Origin of the sequence: Methylobacterium sp. J-067, assembly GCF_022829465.1 — a bacterium.
GTDB lineage: Bacteria > Pseudomonadota > Alphaproteobacteria > Rhizobiales > Beijerinckiaceae > Methylobacterium > Methylobacterium litchii.
The window spans coordinates 12,355-30,332 of the sequence record NZ_JAKSXZ010000106.1 but is presented as its reverse complement, the minus strand read 5'-3'; the positions used below and the strand labels follow the sequence as shown (position 1 = coordinate 30,332).

At 68.6% G+C, this 17,978-nt stretch carries 22 protein-coding genes; 12 read left to right on the top strand and 10 right to left on the bottom strand.

Going from position 1 to position 17,978, the window contains the following annotated elements; all coding sequences use genetic code 11:
- The first annotated feature begins 19 nt into the window (after nt 1-19).
- From sufC to MKK52_RS13405, 8 genes are all read left to right on the top strand, one after another.
- A complete protein-coding gene (gene sufC / locus MKK52_RS13440; RefSeq protein WP_243954523.1) occupies nt 20-772 on the top strand; it encodes a Fe-S cluster assembly ATPase SufC in 753 nt (250 codons plus the stop codon).
- Nucleotides 772-2,094: a SufB/SufD family protein gene (locus tag MKK52_RS13435; RefSeq protein WP_243954521.1), complete on the top strand. Its 1,323-nt coding sequence runs from the start codon at nt 772-774 to the stop codon at nt 2,092-2,094. Before sufC ends, MKK52_RS13435 begins: the two co-directional genes overlap by 1 nt.
- Nucleotides 2,095-2,149: 55 nt before the next feature.
- Nucleotides 2,150-3,394, top strand: coding sequence for a cysteine desulfurase (locus MKK52_RS13430; protein ID WP_243954519.1), 1,245 nt, complete (start codon nt 2,150-2,152; stop codon nt 3,392-3,394).
- Between the two features lie 51 nt (nt 3,395-3,445).
- A complete protein-coding gene (locus MKK52_RS13425) occupies nt 3,446-3,829 on the top strand; it encodes an SUF system Fe-S cluster assembly protein (RefSeq protein ID WP_243954517.1) in 384 nt (127 codons plus the stop codon).
- Between the two features lie 81 nt (nt 3,830-3,910).
- Nucleotides 3,911-4,210, top strand: coding sequence for a hypothetical protein (locus MKK52_RS13420; RefSeq protein ID WP_243954515.1), 300 nt, complete (start codon nt 3,911-3,913; stop codon nt 4,208-4,210).
- A 616-nt stretch (nt 4,211-4,826) separates the two neighbouring features.
- On the top strand, nt 4,827-5,087 hold the full coding sequence (locus MKK52_RS13415; protein WP_243954513.1) for a hypothetical protein: 261 nt from the start codon (nt 4,827-4,829) through the stop codon (nt 5,085-5,087).
- Nucleotides 5,088-5,174: 87 nt separating this feature from the next.
- Nucleotides 5,175-6,101 carry an ABC transporter ATP-binding protein gene (locus MKK52_RS13410; protein WP_243954511.1) on the top strand — a complete coding sequence of 309 codons (927 nt, stop codon included), beginning with the start codon at nt 5,175-5,177 and terminating at the stop codon, nt 6,099-6,101.
- Nucleotides 6,102-6,109: 8 nt separating this feature from the next.
- The gene (locus MKK52_RS13405) at nt 6,110-6,871 is read left to right on the top strand and encodes an ABC transporter permease (RefSeq protein ID WP_243954509.1); all 762 of its coding nucleotides are present in this window, start codon (nt 6,110-6,112) and stop codon (nt 6,869-6,871) included.
- On the opposite strand, the gene MKK52_RS13400 is transcribed toward MKK52_RS13405, so the two are convergent.
- Nucleotides 6,868-7,632 (bottom strand): alpha/beta fold hydrolase, encoded by a 765-nt coding sequence (locus MKK52_RS13400; RefSeq protein ID WP_243954506.1) that lies wholly within the window; start codon nt 7,630-7,632, stop codon nt 6,868-6,870. The genes MKK52_RS13405 and MKK52_RS13400 overlap by 4 nt on opposite strands.
- Before the next feature lie 103 nt (nt 7,633-7,735).
- Here MKK52_RS13400 and MKK52_RS13395 point away from each other — a divergent pair, with 103 nt between their 5' ends.
- A complete protein-coding gene (locus tag MKK52_RS13395) occupies nt 7,736-8,563 on the top strand; it encodes an FkbM family methyltransferase (RefSeq protein WP_243954504.1) in 828 nt (275 codons plus the stop codon).
- A gap of 129 nt (nt 8,564-8,692) precedes the next feature.
- On the opposite strand, the gene sfsA is transcribed toward MKK52_RS13395, so the two are convergent.
- Nucleotides 8,693-9,403, bottom strand: a complete 711-nt coding sequence (sfsA, locus tag MKK52_RS13390) for a DNA/RNA nuclease SfsA (RefSeq protein ID WP_243954502.1) — start codon at nt 9,401-9,403, stop codon at nt 8,693-8,695.
- A gap of 79 nt (nt 9,404-9,482) precedes the next feature.
- Between sfsA and MKK52_RS13385 the strand changes: the two genes are divergently transcribed.
- Complete coding sequence (locus tag MKK52_RS13385) at nt 9,483-10,223, top strand: competence/damage-inducible protein A (protein WP_243954500.1); 741 nt, start codon at nt 9,483-9,485, stop codon at nt 10,221-10,223.
- A gap of 36 nt (nt 10,224-10,259) precedes the next feature.
- Nucleotides 10,260-11,123: a formate/nitrite transporter family protein gene (locus MKK52_RS13380; RefSeq protein WP_279597817.1), complete on the top strand. Its 864-nt coding sequence runs from the start codon at nt 10,260-10,262 to the stop codon at nt 11,121-11,123.
- Nucleotides 11,124-11,127: 4 nt separating this feature from the next.
- On the opposite strand, the gene MKK52_RS13375 is transcribed toward MKK52_RS13380, so the two are convergent.
- From MKK52_RS13375 to MKK52_RS13340, 8 genes are all read right to left on the bottom strand, one after another.
- Nucleotides 11,128-12,405, bottom strand: a complete 1,278-nt coding sequence (locus tag MKK52_RS13375; RefSeq protein ID WP_243954496.1) for an NAD(P)/FAD-dependent oxidoreductase — start codon at nt 12,403-12,405, stop codon at nt 11,128-11,130.
- A gap of 133 nt (nt 12,406-12,538) precedes the next feature.
- Entirely contained in the window at nt 12,539-13,024 is a 486-nt protein-coding gene (locus MKK52_RS13370; protein WP_243954639.1) for an ATP F0F1 synthase subunit B, read from the bottom strand.
- Nucleotides 13,025-13,038: 14 nt separating this feature from the next.
- Complete coding sequence (locus MKK52_RS13365) at nt 13,039-13,617, bottom strand: F0F1 ATP synthase subunit B' (RefSeq protein ID WP_243954494.1); 579 nt, start codon at nt 13,615-13,617, stop codon at nt 13,039-13,041.
- A 137-nt stretch (nt 13,618-13,754) separates the two neighbouring features.
- Nucleotides 13,755-13,982 carry a F0F1 ATP synthase subunit C gene (locus MKK52_RS13360; RefSeq protein WP_007566773.1) on the bottom strand — a complete coding sequence of 76 codons (228 nt, stop codon included), beginning with the start codon at nt 13,980-13,982 and terminating at the stop codon, nt 13,755-13,757.
- A 65-nt stretch (nt 13,983-14,047) separates the two neighbouring features.
- Nucleotides 14,048-14,803 (bottom strand): F0F1 ATP synthase subunit A, encoded by a 756-nt coding sequence (locus tag MKK52_RS13355; protein ID WP_243954492.1) that lies wholly within the window; start codon nt 14,801-14,803, stop codon nt 14,048-14,050.
- 51 nt (nt 14,804-14,854) lie between these two features.
- Complete coding sequence (locus MKK52_RS13350) at nt 14,855-15,229, bottom strand: AtpZ/AtpI family protein (RefSeq protein WP_243954490.1); 375 nt, start codon at nt 15,227-15,229, stop codon at nt 14,855-14,857.
- A 193-nt stretch (nt 15,230-15,422) separates the two neighbouring features.
- Nucleotides 15,423-16,064, bottom strand: a complete 642-nt coding sequence (locus MKK52_RS13345) for a DsbA family protein (protein ID WP_243954489.1) — start codon at nt 16,062-16,064, stop codon at nt 15,423-15,425.
- Nucleotides 16,065-16,158: 94 nt separating this feature from the next.
- Complete coding sequence (locus tag MKK52_RS13340; RefSeq protein ID WP_243954487.1) at nt 16,159-16,665, bottom strand: DUF721 domain-containing protein; 507 nt, start codon at nt 16,663-16,665, stop codon at nt 16,159-16,161.
- Between the two features lie 68 nt (nt 16,666-16,733).
- Here MKK52_RS13340 and mutY point away from each other — a divergent pair, with 68 nt between their 5' ends.
- Nucleotides 16,734-17,972: an A/G-specific adenine glycosylase gene (gene mutY, locus MKK52_RS13335; RefSeq protein ID WP_243954485.1), complete on the top strand. Its 1,239-nt coding sequence runs from the start codon at nt 16,734-16,736 to the stop codon at nt 17,970-17,972.
- Nucleotides 17,973-17,978 lie beyond the last annotated feature (6 nt).

Genomic DNA, 17,978 nt, shown 5'->3' with positions numbered 1-17,978 from the left:
GGAACGGGACTGACGACCTATGCTCGAAATCAAGAACCTCGTCGTGCAGATCGAGGACAACCGCATCCTCAACGGCCTCAACCTCACCGTGAAGGATGGCGAAGTCGCCGCGATCATGGGGCCGAACGGCTCCGGCAAGTCGACGCTCTCCTACGTCATCGCCGGCAAGGAGGACTATGAAGTCCTCGAAGGCGAGATCCTGCTCGACGGCCAGAACGTGCTGGAGATGGCCCCGGACGAGCGCGCCGCCGCCGGCGTGTTCCTTGCCTTCCAGTACCCGCTGGAGATCCCCGGCGTCGGCACCATGACCTTCCTGAAGGCGTGCCTGAACGCCCAGCGCAAGGCGCGCGGCGAGGCCGAGCTCTCCACGCCGGACTTCATCCGCGCCGTGAACGGCGCCGCCGACAAGCTTGAGATCAATAAGGAAATGCTCAAGCGAGCCCTCAACGTCGGCTTCTCCGGCGGTGAGAAGAAGCGCATGGAAATCCTCCAGATGGCGCTGCTTCAGCCGAAATTCTGCGTGCTGGACGAGACCGATTCCGGCCTCGACATCGATGCCCTGCGCATCGTCTCCGAGGGCGTTAACGCGCTCCGCGCGGAAGGCCGCTCCTTCCTCGTCATCACCCACTACCAGCGGTTGCTGAACCACATCGTCCCCGACGTCGTGCACGTCATGTCAAAGGGGCAGATCGTGAAGTCGGGCGGCAAGGAGCTGGCGCTGGAACTCGAAGCCTCCGGCTACGCCGAGTACCGCACCGGGGAGGCCGCGTAATGGCCGAGGTCAAGAACCTCCGCACGGGCGCCGAGACCGGCCTGTCGGCACTGTTCGAGTCCGGGCGCAAGAGCTTCGCCGCCGAGGAGGCCATCGGCCGCGAGGAGGCGTTCAAGTTCTTCGAGGCCACCGGCCTGCCGAGCCGCCGGGTCGAGGCGTTCAAGTACACCGACCTGCGCGCCGCGATCACCGACGCCGCCCCGCCCGCCGAGGCCCCCTCGGCGGAGGCCGCCCGCACCGCGGTCGCCGTCGCGAAGGGCTTCGCCACGATCGAGGCGGCCCGGCTGACCTTCGTCAACGGCCACCTGGTCCGCGCCCTGTCCGACCTCTCCGGCCTGCCGGAGGGCGTGACCGTGACGCCGATCAACGACGCCATGGGCAAGGGCGATGCGCGCCTGAAGCGCCTCGCCCCGGTCGAGCAGGCCCGCGAGAACGCGATCTATCAGCTCAACACCGCCTTCCTCGCGGACGGCGTGCTGATCGGCGTCACGGCGGGCGCCAAGCCCGACCTACCGCTGCACATGCGCTTCGTGAACACCGGCTCAGAGCCGTTCTCCACCGCGACCCGCGTCCTGGTCGATCTGGCCGACGGCGCCGAACTCTCGGTCTTGGAAAGCCATGAGGGGCCGGACGGCCTGACCTACCAGCCGAACGATGCCCTCGACGTGCATATCGGCAAGGGTTCGGTCTTCCGGCACAGCCGCACGAACACGGAAGGCTCGGCCGCCGTCGCCCTCTCGACGATCAGCGTGAAGCTGGACGACGAGGCGGAACTGGAGACCGTGGCCGTGGTCACGGGCGCGGTACTGTCGCGCCACCAGATCTTCCTGAACATCGCGGGCGAGAACACCAAGGTCGTCGTCAACGGCGCGGCCATGCTGCGCGACGGTCAGCTCGCCGATTCGACCCTGCTGGCCGACCATGCGGCGGTGGGCGGCGTCGGCCGCGAGCAGTTCAAGACGGTGATCGACGGTAACGCCACCGGGGTGTTCCAGGGCAAGATCATCGTCCGCCAGGCGGCCCAGCAGACCGACGGCAAGATGAAGTCCGATTGTCTCCTCCTCACCGACGAGGGGCAGATGATGAACAAGCCGGAGCTGGAAATCTTCGCCGACGATGTCGCCTGCGGCCACGGGGCTACCTGCGGCGCGCCGGACGAAGACCTCCTGTTCTACCTGATGGCCCGCGGCCTGCCGCGCCCCCTCGCCCAGAGCCTGCTCGTCCAGGCCTTCCTCGGCGAGGCGATCGAAACGGTCACGCACGAGGGCGCCCGCGAGGCGCTGATCGGCGAGATCGACGCGTGGCTCCACGCGCGCGGTTGATCCGCGACGACCCTCCCCCTTCCGAAGGGGGAGGGACACCAGCGAGCGAGAACCGATGAACGCACCCGTCCTCACCCCGACCTACGACGTTTCGGAGATCCGCAAGGAGTTCCCGATCCTGGCGGAGACGGTCTACGGCAAACCGCTGGTCTATCTCGACAACGCCGCCTCCGCGCAGAAGCCCCGCGCCGTCATCGACGCGATGGTGAACTGCATGCAGACCGGCTACGCCAACGTGCATCGCGGCCTACATTACATGGCCAATGCCGCGACCGAGGGGTTCGAGGGCGCCCGCGAGACCACGCGGCAATTCCTCAACGCCGCCTCCATCGACGAGATCATCTTCACCCGCAACGCCACCGAGGCGTACAATCTCGTCGCCTCGTCCATGGGCTGGGCCGGGCTGATCGGGGAGGGGGACGAGATCATCCTCTCGATCATGGAGCACCATTCCAACATCGTGCCCTGGCACTTCCTGCGCGAGCGCCGGGGCGCCGTGATCAAGTGGGCGCCCGTCGATGACGAGGGCAACTTCCTCGTCGAGGAATACGAAAAACTGTTCACGCCGCGCACCAAGATGGTGGCGATCACCCACATGTCGAACGTGCTCGGCACGGTGACGCCGGCCAAGGAGATCGTGCGCATCGCCCATGCTCACGGCGTGCCGGTGCTCCTCGACGGCGCGCAGAGCGCGGTCCACCAGCCGGTGGACGTGCGGGCGCTCGATTGCGACTTCTTCGTCTTCACCGGCCACAAGGTCTACGGGCCGACCGGCATCGGCGTGCTCTACGGCAAGAAGGAATGGCTGGAGCGCCTGCCCCCCTACCAGGGCGGCGGCGAGATGATCCGCGCGGTGAGCCAGGATGCGGTCACCTACAACGATCCGCCCCACCGCTTCGAGGCGGGCACGCCGGCGATCATCGAGGCAGTCGGCCTCGGCGCGGCGCTGGAATTCATGATGACCCTCGGGCGCGAGAACATCGCCGCGCACGAGACGATGCTGACCGAGTACGCCCACCAGCGCCTCTGCGCGATGAATTCCCTGCGGATTATCGGCACGGCGAAGGGCAAGGGCGGCGTCATCAGCTTCGAGATGAAGGGCGCGCACGCCCACGACATCGCCACCGTGATCGACCGACAGGGCGTCGCGGTTCGGGCGGGGACGCATTGCGCCATGCCGCTGCTGACGCGGTTCGGCGCCACCTCGACCTGCCGTGCCTCGTTCGGGCTTTACAACACGACCGATGAGATCGATGCGCTTGCCGAGGCGCTGGCGAAGGCCGAAATGCTGTTCGCCTGATTGTGTGAGACCGGCCGCGCCTTGAACGCGGCAAGGGAAGGGTTGAGACCGATGAGCACCGACGCCACCATCACGGGCGGCAGCAACACGCCCGCCGTCGAAGGCGCCTCGGCGATCCCGCCGGAGGAGATGGACCGGCTGACCGACGCGATCGTCGTCGCCCTCAAGTCCGTCTACGATCCGGAGATCCCGGCCGACATCTACGAACTCGGCCTGATCTATCGGGTGGACATCGACGACGACCGCAAGGTCGCCATCGACATGACCCTCACCGCACCGGGCTGCCCCGTGGCGGGCGAGATGCCGGGCTGGGTGGAGAACGCCGTCTCGGCCGTGCCGGGCGTCCAATCCTGCAGCGTGACGATGGTGTTCGATCCGCCGTGGGACCAGAGCCGCATGTCGGACGAGGCCCGCGTCGCCCTCGACATGTGGTGAGCCGCCCACGCCGTTAAGCTTCCGCTAACCATGACCGGGGACAGTCCCGGCTTGGCTGGTGTCGGCGCGCGGATCGGTGGGATGGCTTTCGGATACGTTCTCGCGCTGGCCCTCGTCGCGGCGGGCCTCGTCGGTCTCGTGATCGGCCTCGTCCGCCTCCGGGCGGAAAGCCGCGCACGGGCGGCGGAACTGCGAGGCCTGCTCCTCACCGGCAACGCCGTGGCCGCCTCGGCGAACCGCAACGCCGCCTCGGGCCGCATCCCCCGGCAGATCTTCGTGGATTGCGCCCCGCGCACCCTGGCGCAGGACGGGCGCGAGGCTCGCGCGGCCCTCGAACGGGCCCTGGATTCCCTCCGCCGGGTCGAGCGTCAGGCCGCCTGATCCGTTCAGCGCAGGATGATGTCGAGGCCGCTGCCGCAGAGCACGACCGCGCTGAGGGTGAAAAGGAACTTCAGGTCTTCGAGGCGGGCGCTCATCGGTCTCTCCGGTTCGTCGATGGCCTGACGATGCCCGCATTAACGGTTTGTTCGCGAGTCCTTTCACGCTCCGTTAGCCATTCATCGACGGTTTCCAATCGTAAACCTTGATGAACGGTAAACCTCGCTGGTTCTCACGGCGCCGCCGTTAACCATTTGACCTTGCGGTGCCCTTGCGCACTTTGAGGACAACTGGATTGCGGGCAAACTGTTGGCTGACGCGTTGACACGGCGTGCGACTACGCAGACGCGCGACATCCCCACCAAGCGTGGCTAAAAGAGCCTCAGGCACCGGGGAGACGCGACTTATGCTGATCCGCACGAAAGCCGATCGATATATGTAAGTTTCCATCCGATGAGACTGGACCTCCAATATCAGCGAATAGTTTCAGGACTTGCCCCCTGCTGGCAGGTTGCAAACATCGGCATCTTATTGAATGCTGTCGTGGTACTGCGCCATGGGCCCTCGGCCCGGAGTCGCATGGGTTTCGGACGGACCGGTCGAGTGGGCGGACGACACCATGACTGACGCGGGCGGCTTCCTTCCGACACAGGACACGAAGTCCACGACCGACCGGGCCCGGCTCCTGCGCCAGATCGCGACCGCCCTGGACATCCCGGTCAGCACCTTCACCCGCGCTCCCTCGGCCGAGCCGGGCCAGGAGCCGTCGAGCAGCGAATGCGCCGCGATGATCGCCGCCTTCACGCGCATCCGCGATCCGAAGATGCGCGACTTCTGCCTGAGGATGCTCGAATCCTTCGCGAGGCGCGGAGGGGCTTGAGCCGCCCGGTGTGCCCGCGCACGCGGGACGGGCTGAGGCCGAACGTGGGCGTGCTATAGGCCGCCACCCCGTTGCAGCCCCCGTGCGATGCCCATCATCTCCATTTCGGACCTGTCGAAGACCTATGCGTCCGGGTTCAGTGCCCTGAAGGGCGTGAACCTCGCCATTGAGCGTGGTGAGATCTTCGCCCTGCTCGGGCCGAACGGCGCCGGCAAATCGACCCTCATCAACATCGTCTGCGGCATCGTCACGCCGAGCACCGGCACCGTGACCGTCGATGGCCACGACATCGCCCGGGATTACCGGGCGGCCCGGCGGTCGATCGGCCTCGTGCCGCAGGAACTCACCACCGACGCCTTCGAGACGGTGTGGAACACGGTCAGCTTCTCGCGCGGGCTGTTTGGCATGAAGCCGGACCCGGCCCATATCGAGCGGGTGCTGAAGGCGCTCTCCCTGTGGGACAAGCGCACCAACCGGCTCATGACCCTGTCGGGCGGCATGAAGCGGCGGGTGCTGATCGCCAAGGCGCTCTCGCACCAGCCGCGCGTGCTGTTCCTCGACGAGCCGACGGCCGGCGTCGACGTGGAGTTGCGCCAGGACATGTGGCGCCTCGTGCGCGACCTGCGCGACGAGGGCGTCACGGTCATCCTCACCACCCATTACATTGAGGAGGCCGAGGAGATGGCCGACCGGATCGGCGTGATCCGCGGCGGGCAGATCATCCTCGTGGAGGAGAAGGCGGCGCTGATGCATCAGCTCGGGCGCAAGCGCCTGATCCTGCAATTGCAGACACCCCTCGATGCGGTGCCGGACAGCCTTGCGCATTTCGGCCTGGCCCTGACGGGGGAGGGGCGCGAACTGGTCTACACCTACGACACCAAGGCCGAACGAACCGGCATCACCGGATTGCTCACCGCCCTATCCGAGGCGGAGATCCGGTTCAGCGACCTGCGCACGGAGCAATCCTCCCTGGAGGACATCTTCGTCGGATTGGTGCGCGGGGAGGCGGCGTGATGGGCGGCATGAACTGGCCAGCGGTCCTGGCGATCTACCGCTTCGAGATGAGCCGCTTCTGGCGCACCGCCGGGCAGAGCATCCTGGCGCCGGTCATCTCGACCACGCTCTATTTCGTGGTGTTCGGCGCGGCCATCGGCTCGCGGGTCACGGCCGTGGACGGCGTGCCCTACGGGTTGTTCATCGTGCCGGGGCTGATCATGCTCTCGCTGCTGACGCAGAGCATCGCCAACGCCTCGTTCGGCATCTACTTCCCGCGTTTCGCCGGCACGATTTACGAAATCCTCTCGGCGCCGATCTCCCCCGTGGAGGTGGTGCTCGGCTATGTCGGGGCGGCGGCCTCGAAGTCGATCCTGATCGGGCTGATCATCCTGGCGACCGCGTCGCTCTTCGTGCCCCTGCGGATCGACCACCCGTTCTGGATGATCGGCTTCCTGCTGCTCACGGCCACGACGTTCAGCCTGTTCGGCTTCGTCATCGGCCTTTGGGCGGACGGGTTCGAGAAGCTGCAACTGGTGCCGCTCCTCGTGGTGACGCCGCTGACCTTCCTCGGCGGCAGCTTCTACTCGGTGAGCATGCTGCCGCCCTTCTGGCACGCGGTGAGCCTCGCGAACCCGGTCGTCTATCTGATCAGTGGGTTCCGCTGGGCGTTCTTCGGCAACGCCGACGTCAGCATCGCGGTGAGCCTCGCCATGACAGGGCTCTTCCTCGTGATCTGCCTCGGCCTCGTGACCTACATCTTCCGCACGGGCTACCGGCTGAAGAGCTAGGGCTGGGCCGCGAGGAACGCGAGCACGCCGTCGCGGTGGGCCTTGGCGCCCACGGCGGTGGAGTGATCCTTGCCCTCCAGGTCCAGGGCGCGCGCATCGGGCATCAGGGCGGCGAGCCCCGGGCCCGAGCCCGCCACCGTGTCCAACGTCCCGACCGAGACCAGCACCGGCACCTCGATCTGCGCCAGTTCGCTCCGGCTGAGGGTCTGGCGCGAGCCGCGCATGCAGGCCGCGAGCGCCCGCAGGTCGCTGCGGGTCTGCTCAGCGAAGGTGCGGAACGCCGCCGCCGTGGGGTTCGGGGCGGGCGTGCCGGCGGGGGCCTCCAAGGCCTCCGCGATGCCGGAGGGCAGGCCGCGCCCCTCCACCAGATGCATCCCGAGGCCGCCGATGAGCGCCGTGCGCACGCGCGCGGTATGGTCGAGGGCGATGTGGGCGGTGATCCGCGCGCCCATCGAGTAGCCCATGATGTGGGCGCGTTCGATGCCGAGATGGTCGAGGAGCCGCACCGCGTCCGACGCCATCGCCTCGGAGGAATAGGCCTCCGGATCGTACAGCTTCTCGCTCTCGCCGTGGCCGCGATTGTCGAGGGCGATGGTGCGGTAGCCGGCCTGGGCGAGGGCGCGCACCCATTGGGTGTTGACCCAGTTCACCGCGTGGTTCGACGCGAAGCCGTGGATCAGCAGGATCGCGTCGCCGCCGCCTGAAGCCGGCGGCACGTCGATATAGGCGATCCGCACGCCATCGGAATCGAAACTGTCCATCCCCGAACCCATTCCGCCACAACGGGTCCGGCTTACCGGCAGCGCCGCGCCACGACAACGCGCGCTTGCGACAGAGCGCCCCGGCTGGCATCACCGCCGCGCCATGAGCGATTCACGACCCTACGGGACTTACGCGCCGACCGGCCTCGTCGCCGCGATCACCCGGCGCACCAGCAGCATCGGCGCGGAGAACTGGTATGGGCGACGCCTCGCCCTGCTGCTCCGGCGCCTCGGCATCTCGCTGCTCGGGGGCAAGCCCCTCGACGTAACGCGCTACGGCGCGAAGATGCGGCTGCACCCGTACAACAACAACTGCGAGAAGAAAGTCCTCTTCACCCCGCAATTCTTCGATCCGCAGGAGCGTGCCCTGCTGAAGGCGCGGCTGCCGCAGGATTGCGTGTTCCTCGACATCGGCGCGAATATCGGCGCCTACGCCCTCTACGTCGCCGCCTTCGCCGGGCCGCAGGCGCGGATCGTGGCGGTGGAGCCGCAGAAGGACGTGTTCGCGCGGCTGAGCTACAACATCGCGCAGAACCCGTTCCACACGGTGAAGGCCGTGGCCTGCGCCGTCGCCGACAAGACCGGAGAGCTGACCCTGTTCATCGACCCCCGCAACCGGGGCGAATCGAGCCTACGGATCGTCGGCACCAATGAGGGCGCGCAAGTCACCGTGCCGGCGGTGACACTCCTCGACCTGCTGCACGGCGAGGGCCTGACCCGCGTCGACGCGATCAAGCTCGACGTGGAGGGCGCCGAGGACCTGATCCTCGAACCCTTCCTGCGCGAGGCGCCGGAGACCCTGCTGCCGCGCCTGCTCCTCATCGAGAACGGCACCGGCCAATGGCAGCTCGACCTGCCGAAACTCCTGAAGGAGCACGGCTACCGCGAATTGCCGCCCTCGCGGCTGAACCTGATGTTCGAGCGGGGCTGAGGCCCCTCAGGCCGGCGCCCCTGCGTCATTGCGAGCGCAGCGAAGCAATCCAGGGATAACGCCTCGTTCTGCGGCGTCACGCTGCCCTGGATTGCTTCGCTCTGCTCGCAATGACGAAGAGAGCGGCATTCAGGCCGGCGTGACGATGGGGATCTCCGCCACGATCGCCACGCCCTCCGGCCCGACATCGCAGCGATAGGCCCGCGTCTCGACGCCCGCCGCCCGTGCCTCCCGAAACGCGCGGTCGAAGGCCGGATCGATGTCGCGGGCGACGTCGAAGGCCTCGGCCCGCATCTGCACCACGATCACCACCAGGGCCCGCCCGCCGGCCTCGACCACCTCCGCAAGGTCGCGCATGTGCCGGGCGCTGCGGGCGGCATTGCAATCGGGAAACTCGGCAAGCCCGGCCCGCCGCATGAGGTGGCAGTTCTTCACCTCGACATGGCACGGCCCCGCCGGGCCGCCCGCCAGGAAATCGACCCGGCTCGCCTTCGCGTAGCGCACCTCCGGCCGCAGGGACTCGTAGCCCGCCAGCGGGGCGAGGAGACCGCCGCGAAAAGCCTCGGCCACCAGGGCGTTCGGGCGCATCGTGTTGATGCCGACCCATTGCGACCCGCCCGGCAGGTCGGCCTCCACCGCCTCCCAGGTCAGCGGCAGCTTGCGCGTCGGGTTGGACGAGCGTGACAGGAGCACCCGGCTCCCCGCCGCGTCGAGCCCCATCATCGCGCCGGGGTTCGGGCAATGGACGGTCTCGACCCCCGCCGGGGTCTCGATATCGGCCAGGAAGCGCTTGTAGCGTCGCAGGAGCCGCCCCTCCGTGAGGGGCGAGGGCCAAAGCATGGGGATCGCTCGGTCTGGACTGTGGCGTCGGGATCGCAGCGCGCTATCTGCACGATCATTCAGAATCACGACAGGTCCGATGAACGCCACCCCCGCTACGGTCACAGCCGCGATCCTCGTCATCGGCGACGAGATCCTCTCGGGGCGCACCAAGGACAAGAACATCGGCACCATCGCCGATTACCTCACCGCCGCCGGGATCGACCTGCGCGAGGTCCGCATCGTCCCCGACGAGGAGGACCGGATCGTCGAGGCGGTGAACGTTCTGCGCGAGCGCTACAACTACCTGTTCACCACGGGCGGCATCGGCCCGACCCATGACGACATCACCGCCGATTGCGTCGCCAAGGCCTTCGGCGTCGGTATCGACGTGGACGAGCGCGCCCGCGCCATGCTGCTGGAGCGGCACAAGCCGGAGGACCTGAACGAGGCCCGCCTGCGCATGGCCCGCATCCCCTTCGGCGCGGACCTGATCCCCAATGCGATCTCGAAGGCGCCGGGCTTCCGCATCGGCAACGTGATGGTGATGGCCGGCGTGCCTGCGATCATGCAGGCGATGCTCGACGCCGTGGGCCCGACCCTGACGGGCGGCACCGCCATGCGCTCCGTCACCATCGAGGCGAAGGGCATCCCGGAGGGCAATTACGCGGGCGATCTCGGCGAGATCGCCAAGCGCCATGCGTCCGTTTCCATCGGATCCTATCCAATGATGACGCCGGAGGGGTTCCGCAACCGTATCGTCGTGCGCAGCCGCGATGACGCCGCCCTCGCGGCAGCCCAGGCCGAGGTCGAGGCACTGGTGGCCCGGCTCTCGGCCTGAGGCCCTTCCCATCGTCGGCGTAGCGGAGCGGTGCGGATGACCGAGGACGACAAGTCCGACAGGAAGACGAGACGCCACGAGCTTCTCAAGACCGTGGACGAGATCGCCCGGCCGGACGCCTATGTCCTGCACGAGGCGATCCGCCTGGGCGGCGACGAGGAGTTGCGGCGGCACGGAGGCGCCCTGTTCCTCTCGGCCTTCGCCGCCGGCCTGAGCATCGCGCTCTCGCTGATCGTGCCCGGCGTGCTCAAATCGCACCTTCCGGAGGCCGATTGGAGCAAGGTCATCACCTCGATGGGCTATTCCGTCGGGTTCCTCGTCGTGGTGCTCGGCCGGCAGCAGCTCTTCACCGAGAACACGATCACCCCGGTCCTGCCCCTCCTGCACGACCGCTCGATCAAGACGACGTGGCGGGTGCTGCGCCTGTGGACCATCGTCCTCCTCGGCAACCTCCTCGGCACGCTGGCCATCGCGACCCTGATCGCCCATGCGGGCGCCTTCGAGCCCTCGGTGCAGAAGGCCTTCGCCGAGATCAGCCACGACGCCATCGCCCACGAATTCGCTGCAACCTTCGTGAAGGCAATCTTCGCCGGCTGGATGATCGCCCTGATGGTGTGGTTCCTGCCCGCCACGGGCAGCGCCGCGCCCTTCATCATCATGCTGATGACGTGGCTCGTGTCGCTGTGCAGCCTCGCCCACGTCGTCGCCGGCTCGGTGGAGGCCTTCTACTTGGTGGTCACGGGCGCGGCCTCCCTGAACGATTACGTCTTCCGGTTCTTTCTGCCGACGCTGGCCGGCAACCTGTTCGGCGGCGTCACCCTCGTCGCCGTGCTGAATTACGGGCAGGTCGCACCGGAGGTCGAAGAGACCCGCGAGGTCGAGGGCGAGCGGCCGGACTGAGCGATCAGTCAAGCCGCACGGGCGGGCTCACCCTCCGGTCGAGCTCGTCGGCGGCCCAGGTCGCCAGGGCGAGACCGGGGCCGAACAGGCCGAGCTGGTGCTGGCGGTAGAGGAGATCGTGCGCCAGCCGGGCGAAGAGCCCGTTCAGGCGCCCGCCGCCGAACGTGTAGCGCCCCAGCGTCCCCCAGCCGTTGAAATCGGCGAGCGAGACGATGGCGCCGCGTTCCCGGTAGTGAAACGGCGGCAATGTCGCCGCGACGCCACCCTCGGTGAGAGCCCGCCGCAACGCCGGAACGAGGTGCTGCGCCTGCTGATGCGCCGCCTGGGCCGTCGCGGGGACGGGCCGTGCGGTGGCCGGATCGGTCAGGCTGGCGCAATCGCCGAGCGCCAGGATCGCCGGATCCCGCGTGGTGCGCAGATCCGACCCCACCACGAGGCCGCCCGTGCGGGCCCGCTCCAGCCCGTCGATCCGCGACAGGACGTCGGGCGCCTTCACCCCTGCCGCCCAGACCTTGAGCGTCGCCTCGACACGGCCGCCGTCCTTCAGGGCGAAGCCGGTCTCGTCGGCCGCCGTCACCATGGTCCCGGTCATCACCTCGACGCCGAGCCCGGCGAGCGTCTTCGCCGCCGCCGCCGAGACTCTTTCCGGAAAGGCCGGCAGCAGGCGAGGTCCGCTCTCGATCAGCGACAGGCGCAGGCGGCGGGGCAGGTCGGGCGAGCCGTAGCGGGCCAGGAGGTCGATGGCGTGCTTCAGTTCGGCGGCCAGCTCGACGCCCGTGGCGCCTCCCCCGACGATGGCCACCGACAGCTCGTCCCCGCCCCGGAAGCTGCGGAGCAGATGCCGGCGCAGGGCGGCATGGAAATCCTCGGCTTCGGGGAGGTCGTCGATGGTCGAGCAATGCTCTTCCACACCCGGCGTCCCGAAATCGTTGGCGCGGCTGCCGATGGCCAGCACGAGCAGATCGTAGGGGAGGGTGAGCGGCGGCCGGGACTCGGCCTCCTCCACCACGAGGGAGATCGTCTTCGCCGCCCGGTCCACGGCGGTGAGGGTGCCGGGCTGGAAGTGGAACCCGTTGCGCTTGGCCTGCGCGAAGAAATCGACCGTCTGCCGGTCGGGCCGCGCCGTGCCGGCGGCGAAGGTGTGCAGCATCGGCTTCCAGACATGGGACAGGCCGCGATCCACGAGCGTCACGGCGGCGTGGCTCTCCCGGCCGAGGCCGGTGGCCACTTCCAGCCCCGCGACACCGCCGCCCACCACGACGATCCTGACCCTGTCCGCCATGAAGTCCCGACCTCCGCCCCGTCGATGCCCTCGCCAACTCCCCGAGGGAATGGGCGTTCACCGGAGCGGGGAGGGGCCAAACGAAAAAAGCCGCCCGAAGGCGGCTTTCGTGTCGGCGCTGAAGTGGAAGGTCTCAGGCGCGGAGGCGGGTGCGGATCTCGCCTAGGCTCGACCGGATGAGACCCTGGGCGGAATCGCCCTGCAGGCGCTCCTTGAGGATCGTCTCGGAGACACGGACCGCCGCCTCGGCGGCCGCCGCGCGGACCTGGGCTTCGGCCTGCGCCTCGGCCTGGGCGATCTTGGTGTCGGCGGCCTTGGTGCGGCGGGCGAGGAACTCGTTCAGCTTGCGCTGGCCCTCGTCGGCGGCGCGCTGCGCCTCCTCGCGGGCGCTGGCGATGATCGCCTGCGCTTCCTTCTCGGCCTCGACCTGACGGCGCTTGTAGTCGGCCAGCACGGCGGCGGCTTCCTCGCGCAGGCGCTTGGCCTCGTCGAGTTCGTGGCGGATGCGGTTGGCGCGGCCGTCCAGACCCTTGGTCATCGTGCTGAAGGCGCCGGCCTTCCACGCGATGGCCATGAAGATGAAGAACGCGACGGCGACCCAGAATTCGGCTTCGAGCAGCATGGCGGTCCTCTTCAGTGAGCCGTGGCGTCGAGCGCCCGGTTGAGGCTCGCCTGATCGGGGGCTTGGCCGGTCAGCCGCTCGACGATGGCCGAGGCGGTCTCGCCGGCGATCGAACGGACGTTGCCCATCGCCGCGTCGGTGCGGCTGCGGATGGTGGTCTCGGCGGCGACGAGCTTGGCGTTCAGCTCGGCTTCCAGGGCCTTGCGCTTGCCGTCCGCCTCGGCGTTCAGCTCGTTGCGCGTGGCCAGCGCGATATCGCGCGCCTTGTTCTGCGCTTCGCGCAGGGAGGTCTCGTAGGCGACCCCGGCCGCATCGGCCTGGGTCTTCATCGCCTGCGCCTGATCGAGATCGGCGCGAAGCCGCTCGGCGCGGTTGTGGAGGATGCCCCGGATGCGGGGCAGGGCCACCTTGTCCATGAGGTAGTAGAGGAGGCCGAAGGCCAGAGCCAGCCAGACAAGCTGAGCGAGGAAGCCCGAAGTCTCGAAGGGCGGGAAGGCGCCGGAATGCGCTTCCGTATGCTCGACATGGCCCGGCACGACTTGCGTGTCGGCGCCCGGAGGCGGCGTCGTGAGAGGGTTCGGCTGCGCCATCAAACCGGTCCGAGAAAACACCGTCGGGGGGCGCCTGGGGGCGCCGGAGGAGGAGGACGCGGGGCGTCACCCTCCCGTGGAGAGGCGGCGCCGGGGCGCCGCCGAAGCCGGGGCCCGAGGACCCCGGCGAGCGCCGATCAGACGGCGAACAGCAGCAGCAGCGCGATCAGCAGCGAGAAGATGCCGAGCGCCTCGGTGAGGGCGAAGCCCAGGAGCAGGGTGGCGCGCTGGCCGTCGGCGGCCGAGGGGTTGCGAAGGGCGCCGGCAAGGAACTGACCGAACAGGTTGCCGAGGCCGATGCCCGCACCCGCCATGCCGAGGCAAGCGAGGCCGGCGCCGATGTACTTCGCAGCGACGGGATCCATGGTAACTCCTGAGGTCTTTCTCGAGAAACGTGCGCGAGGTTCGCGGCGGGGAAGCCGGCCGGTCGTCAGTGGCCGGGGTGAAGAGCGTCGTTCAGGTAGATCGCCGTGAGCGTCGCGAAGACGTAGGCCTGAAGGGCCGCCACGAGGAATTCGAGGGCGGTCAGGGCGATCGTCAGGAACAGCGGGAGGGGCGATAGCACGCTCCAGGCCCCGGCGAGAAGAAGCTGAACCACGAAGAAGGCGAAGATCTTCATCGCGATGTGGCCGGCCAGCATGTTCGCGAAGAGACGAACCGACAGGCTGATCGGACGCGAGATGAAGGAGATGATCTCGATCGGCACGAGGATCGCCAGCAGCACCTTCGGCACGCCCGACGGCACGAACAGGCCAAAGAAATGGGCGCCGTGCTTGTACACGCCGTAGCCGACCACCACGCTGATCACCAGGGCGGCGAGGCCGAAGGTGATGATGAGATGGCTCGTCACCGCGAAGGCGTAGGGGATCATGCCGAACAGGTTCAGGATCAGCACGAACATGAACAGCGAGAACACGAGCGGCATGAACTTCCGGCCGCCTTCGCCGGTCGCCTGATACACCGTGTCGTCGATGAATTCGTAAAAGACTTCCGCCAGGGACTGGATGCGGCCCGGCACGATCGACCGCGACGCCGTCGCGACGATGGTGATGAGCGCGATCACGCCCACGGCGGCGAACATGTACAGAGCGGATTGGGTGAACGCGAGCTGCTGATGGCCGATATGGCCGAGCGGCACGAGGGACTTCAGCTCGAATTGGTGAATCGGGTCGATCGTGACCGCCATGCCCGCTCCCGCCCTTCTTATCTCTCTCCGGCGCCGACTTCGGCGCCTGTCTCAGCGATCGGATCCGTCGCGCCGTTGAGGGCGCGTACCGCCGAACCCGGAGGCCCGCAACACGTTGTAGAAGCCTGCCACGCATCCCAGCAGCAGAAGGACGATCAGTCCCCAGGGTTTCGTCCCGAAGACATGGTCGACGATCCAGCCGAGGATGCCCCCCGCGATCACACCGGCGACGAACTCCGTGGAGAGCGTCATCGCCTGAGCGAGCGGGGTGCGGCCAGTGTCCTGTGGGCGCGACGACGTGCCGGGAGCAGCCGAAGGCCGCTTCCGTTCAATCTGCGCTTCGAGACGCCTGAGCCTCGCGGAGAGGTCGCCCTCCGGTGGCTTGCCGGCATCCCCGTTTCCGTCCCTCGCGTCGTCGCCGTTCACGGCTCTAACCCTCGGGAAATCCGGACCCGGAATCTGCTGGAAGCCCCCTTCAAGCGGGGCGCACCATAGTTTCGCCTACCTTGGGTGTCAAGGCGACCGCCCATCGTCGCAACTCGTTGTCAACGTTACGTTTTCGGGCGTTTCGGCAAGCTTTTCCCGCCACCCGTGTTCACGGCCGCGTGTGGCCGAGTGCTCAGGCTTCGATGATCGGCTTGATCACCTTCTCCATCGCGTCGATCGTCTGCTCGCCGGTGTAGCGGGTGCCGTTGATGAAGAAGGTCGGCGTCGAATCGACCTTGAACACGTCCATGCCGCGCTGCTTCACGGCGTTGATGCCGGAATAGATCTTCTCGTTCTTCAGGCAGGCCTCGAACTTGTCCTTCGTGTAGCCCGCCTGCTTGAGCATCTGCTCCAGGTTGTCGACCGGCTTCTGGGTGAAGGCCCAGCCCTGCTGCTGGTCGAAGAGCAGGTCGGTCACCGGATAGTACATCTTGTCGCCCTCGCACCGGGCCAGCATGAACGCGGCGGTGGCCAGGGGATCGAGGGGGAATTCGCGCAGGGTGAACCGCACCTTGCCGGTGTCGATGTAGCGCTTGCGCAACTCCGGCCACGTCTCCTTGTGGAACTTCGCGCAGTGCGGGCACGTCATCGAGGCGTATTCGATGATCGTGCACTTGGCGTCGGCCGGGCCGAGCCAGACATCGCCCAACGGGCCGGGCTGGAGCAGCGCGGCGTTGTCGACCGTGTCGGCGAAGGCCGGGGCCGCGAAGGCGGGGAGGGCGAGGCCGGCGGTGACGAGGCCGGTGAGCTTCAAGACGTCGCGTCGGGTGGTCATTGGCGTGATGCCTCCGCCGTTTGGCGTGTGTCGTTGTGCAACCGGGTATCTGCGGAAGGCAGGACTGGCAAGGCGGCGCGACGGCGCTGCCGGCTCACGTCTTCTTCACCGGCCGTCCCGGGGCGGGGGCGGTGGCCACGGTGGCGATGCCGAGGCGGTCGAGGGCGTCGCGCAGGCCAGGATCCTCGATCGCCGAGACCGCCTTCGCCACCTCGCCCCGCCGCGCGGGATCGATCCCCCGCGTGGCCGAGGCGGCGCCCCTTTGCCCGACGCGATCCTGCTTGAGCACGATCTTGCCGACGCAGGCCCAGCCGTAATGGGCGTTGATGCGCTGGATCACGACGGGGGCGAGGTGCTGCAACTCGATGGCGAAGACGCCCTCGACGCGCACGATCAGCGTGCCGGGTTCCGGCCCGCTCCCGTCCTCTGCGCGGCGCCGCCGGGGCCATTCGAGCTTGGCGGGCCGGCAATAGCGGGCGAGCCGCTCGCCGACGATCTCCGGCCAGGCGGCGAGGATGTCGGTGGAGGCGAAGCCCTGGGCCGCGAAGGCCGGGCCGATGCAGGAATCGATGAGTTCGGCGAGGGGCTTGGGGCGTGCCATCGGGTGCGTCGTGTGGGGTGGCCGAAAACCTGCTCCCGCCGGCGCGAAAAACCGGTTAAGGCCAGCGCATGGTAGCGCCCGCGGCGTCACACTCAAGACAGGACGCCCGGCCCGAGGCGGCCGACCTGCTGGTCTGGTACGACCGCCATCGCCGGGCGCTGCCGTGGCGCGCGCTGCCCGGCGAGGTGCCCGATCCCTATCGGGTCTGGCTGTCGGAGATCATGCTGCAGCAGACCACCGTCACGGCGGTGAAGCCCTATTTCGCCCGCTTCCTCGAACGCTTCCCCGATGTCGCCACCCTTGCCGCCGCGCCGGAGGAGGCGGTGATGAGCGCCTGGGCGGGGCTCGGCTACTACTCGCGCGCGCGCAACCTCCACGCCTGCGCCCGCGCGGTGGTGGCCGCCGGCGGCACCTTCCCCGACACGGTGGAGGGCCTGCGCAAGCTCCCCGGCATCGGCGCCTACACGGCGGGCGCCATCGCTTCCATCGCCTTCGACCGGCCGGCGGCGGCGGTGGACGGCAATGTCGAGCGAGTCGTCTCCCGGCTCTTCGCCGTCGAGCAGCCGCTGCCCGCCGCGCGCCCGGTCCTGCGCACCCTCGCCGAGACGCTGGTGCCGCAGACGCGGCCGGGGGATTTCGCGCAGGCGGTGATGGATCTCGGCGCGACGCTCTGCACCCCGAAGCGCCCGGCCTGCGCCCTGTGCCCGTGGATGCGGCCCTGCCAATCCCGCAGGGAGGGCACGCAGGAGACTTATCCCCGCAAGGTGAAGAAGGAGGCCGGCACCCTGCGGAGGGGCGCGGCCTTCGTGGTGCAGCGGGCGGGGGACGGGGCGATCCTCCTGCGGACGCGCCCGGCGAACGGTCTCCTCGGCGCCATGGCCGAGCCGCCGACCAGCGAGTGGCGGCCGGATTACGACCCCGCGCAGGCGCTCCTCGACGCGCCCCTCGACGCCCGCTGGAAGCGCCTGCCCGGCCTCGTGCGGCACGTCTTCACGCATTTCCCGCTGGAACTGACGGTGTTCATGGCGCGGGTCGCGGCCGACATGCCGGCGCCCGAGGGGATGCGCTTCACCACCCCCGCCGGACTCGGCGAGGAGCCCCTGCCGGGGGCGATGAAGAAGGTTCTGGCCCACGCCCTCGATCAGAAGCTCGCGCTGCCGCCCGCGCCGACGCCCGAACCGGAGCCGGACCTCGCGACGCCGCCGCCCGCCGAGCCGCCGGCCCGCCGGGCGCCCCTGCCGAAGGTACTGTCCCGCCGTCCCGTCGCCGCCGCCCCGCCGCGCAAGGGCGGGCCGAAGGTGCGGTAGGGACGC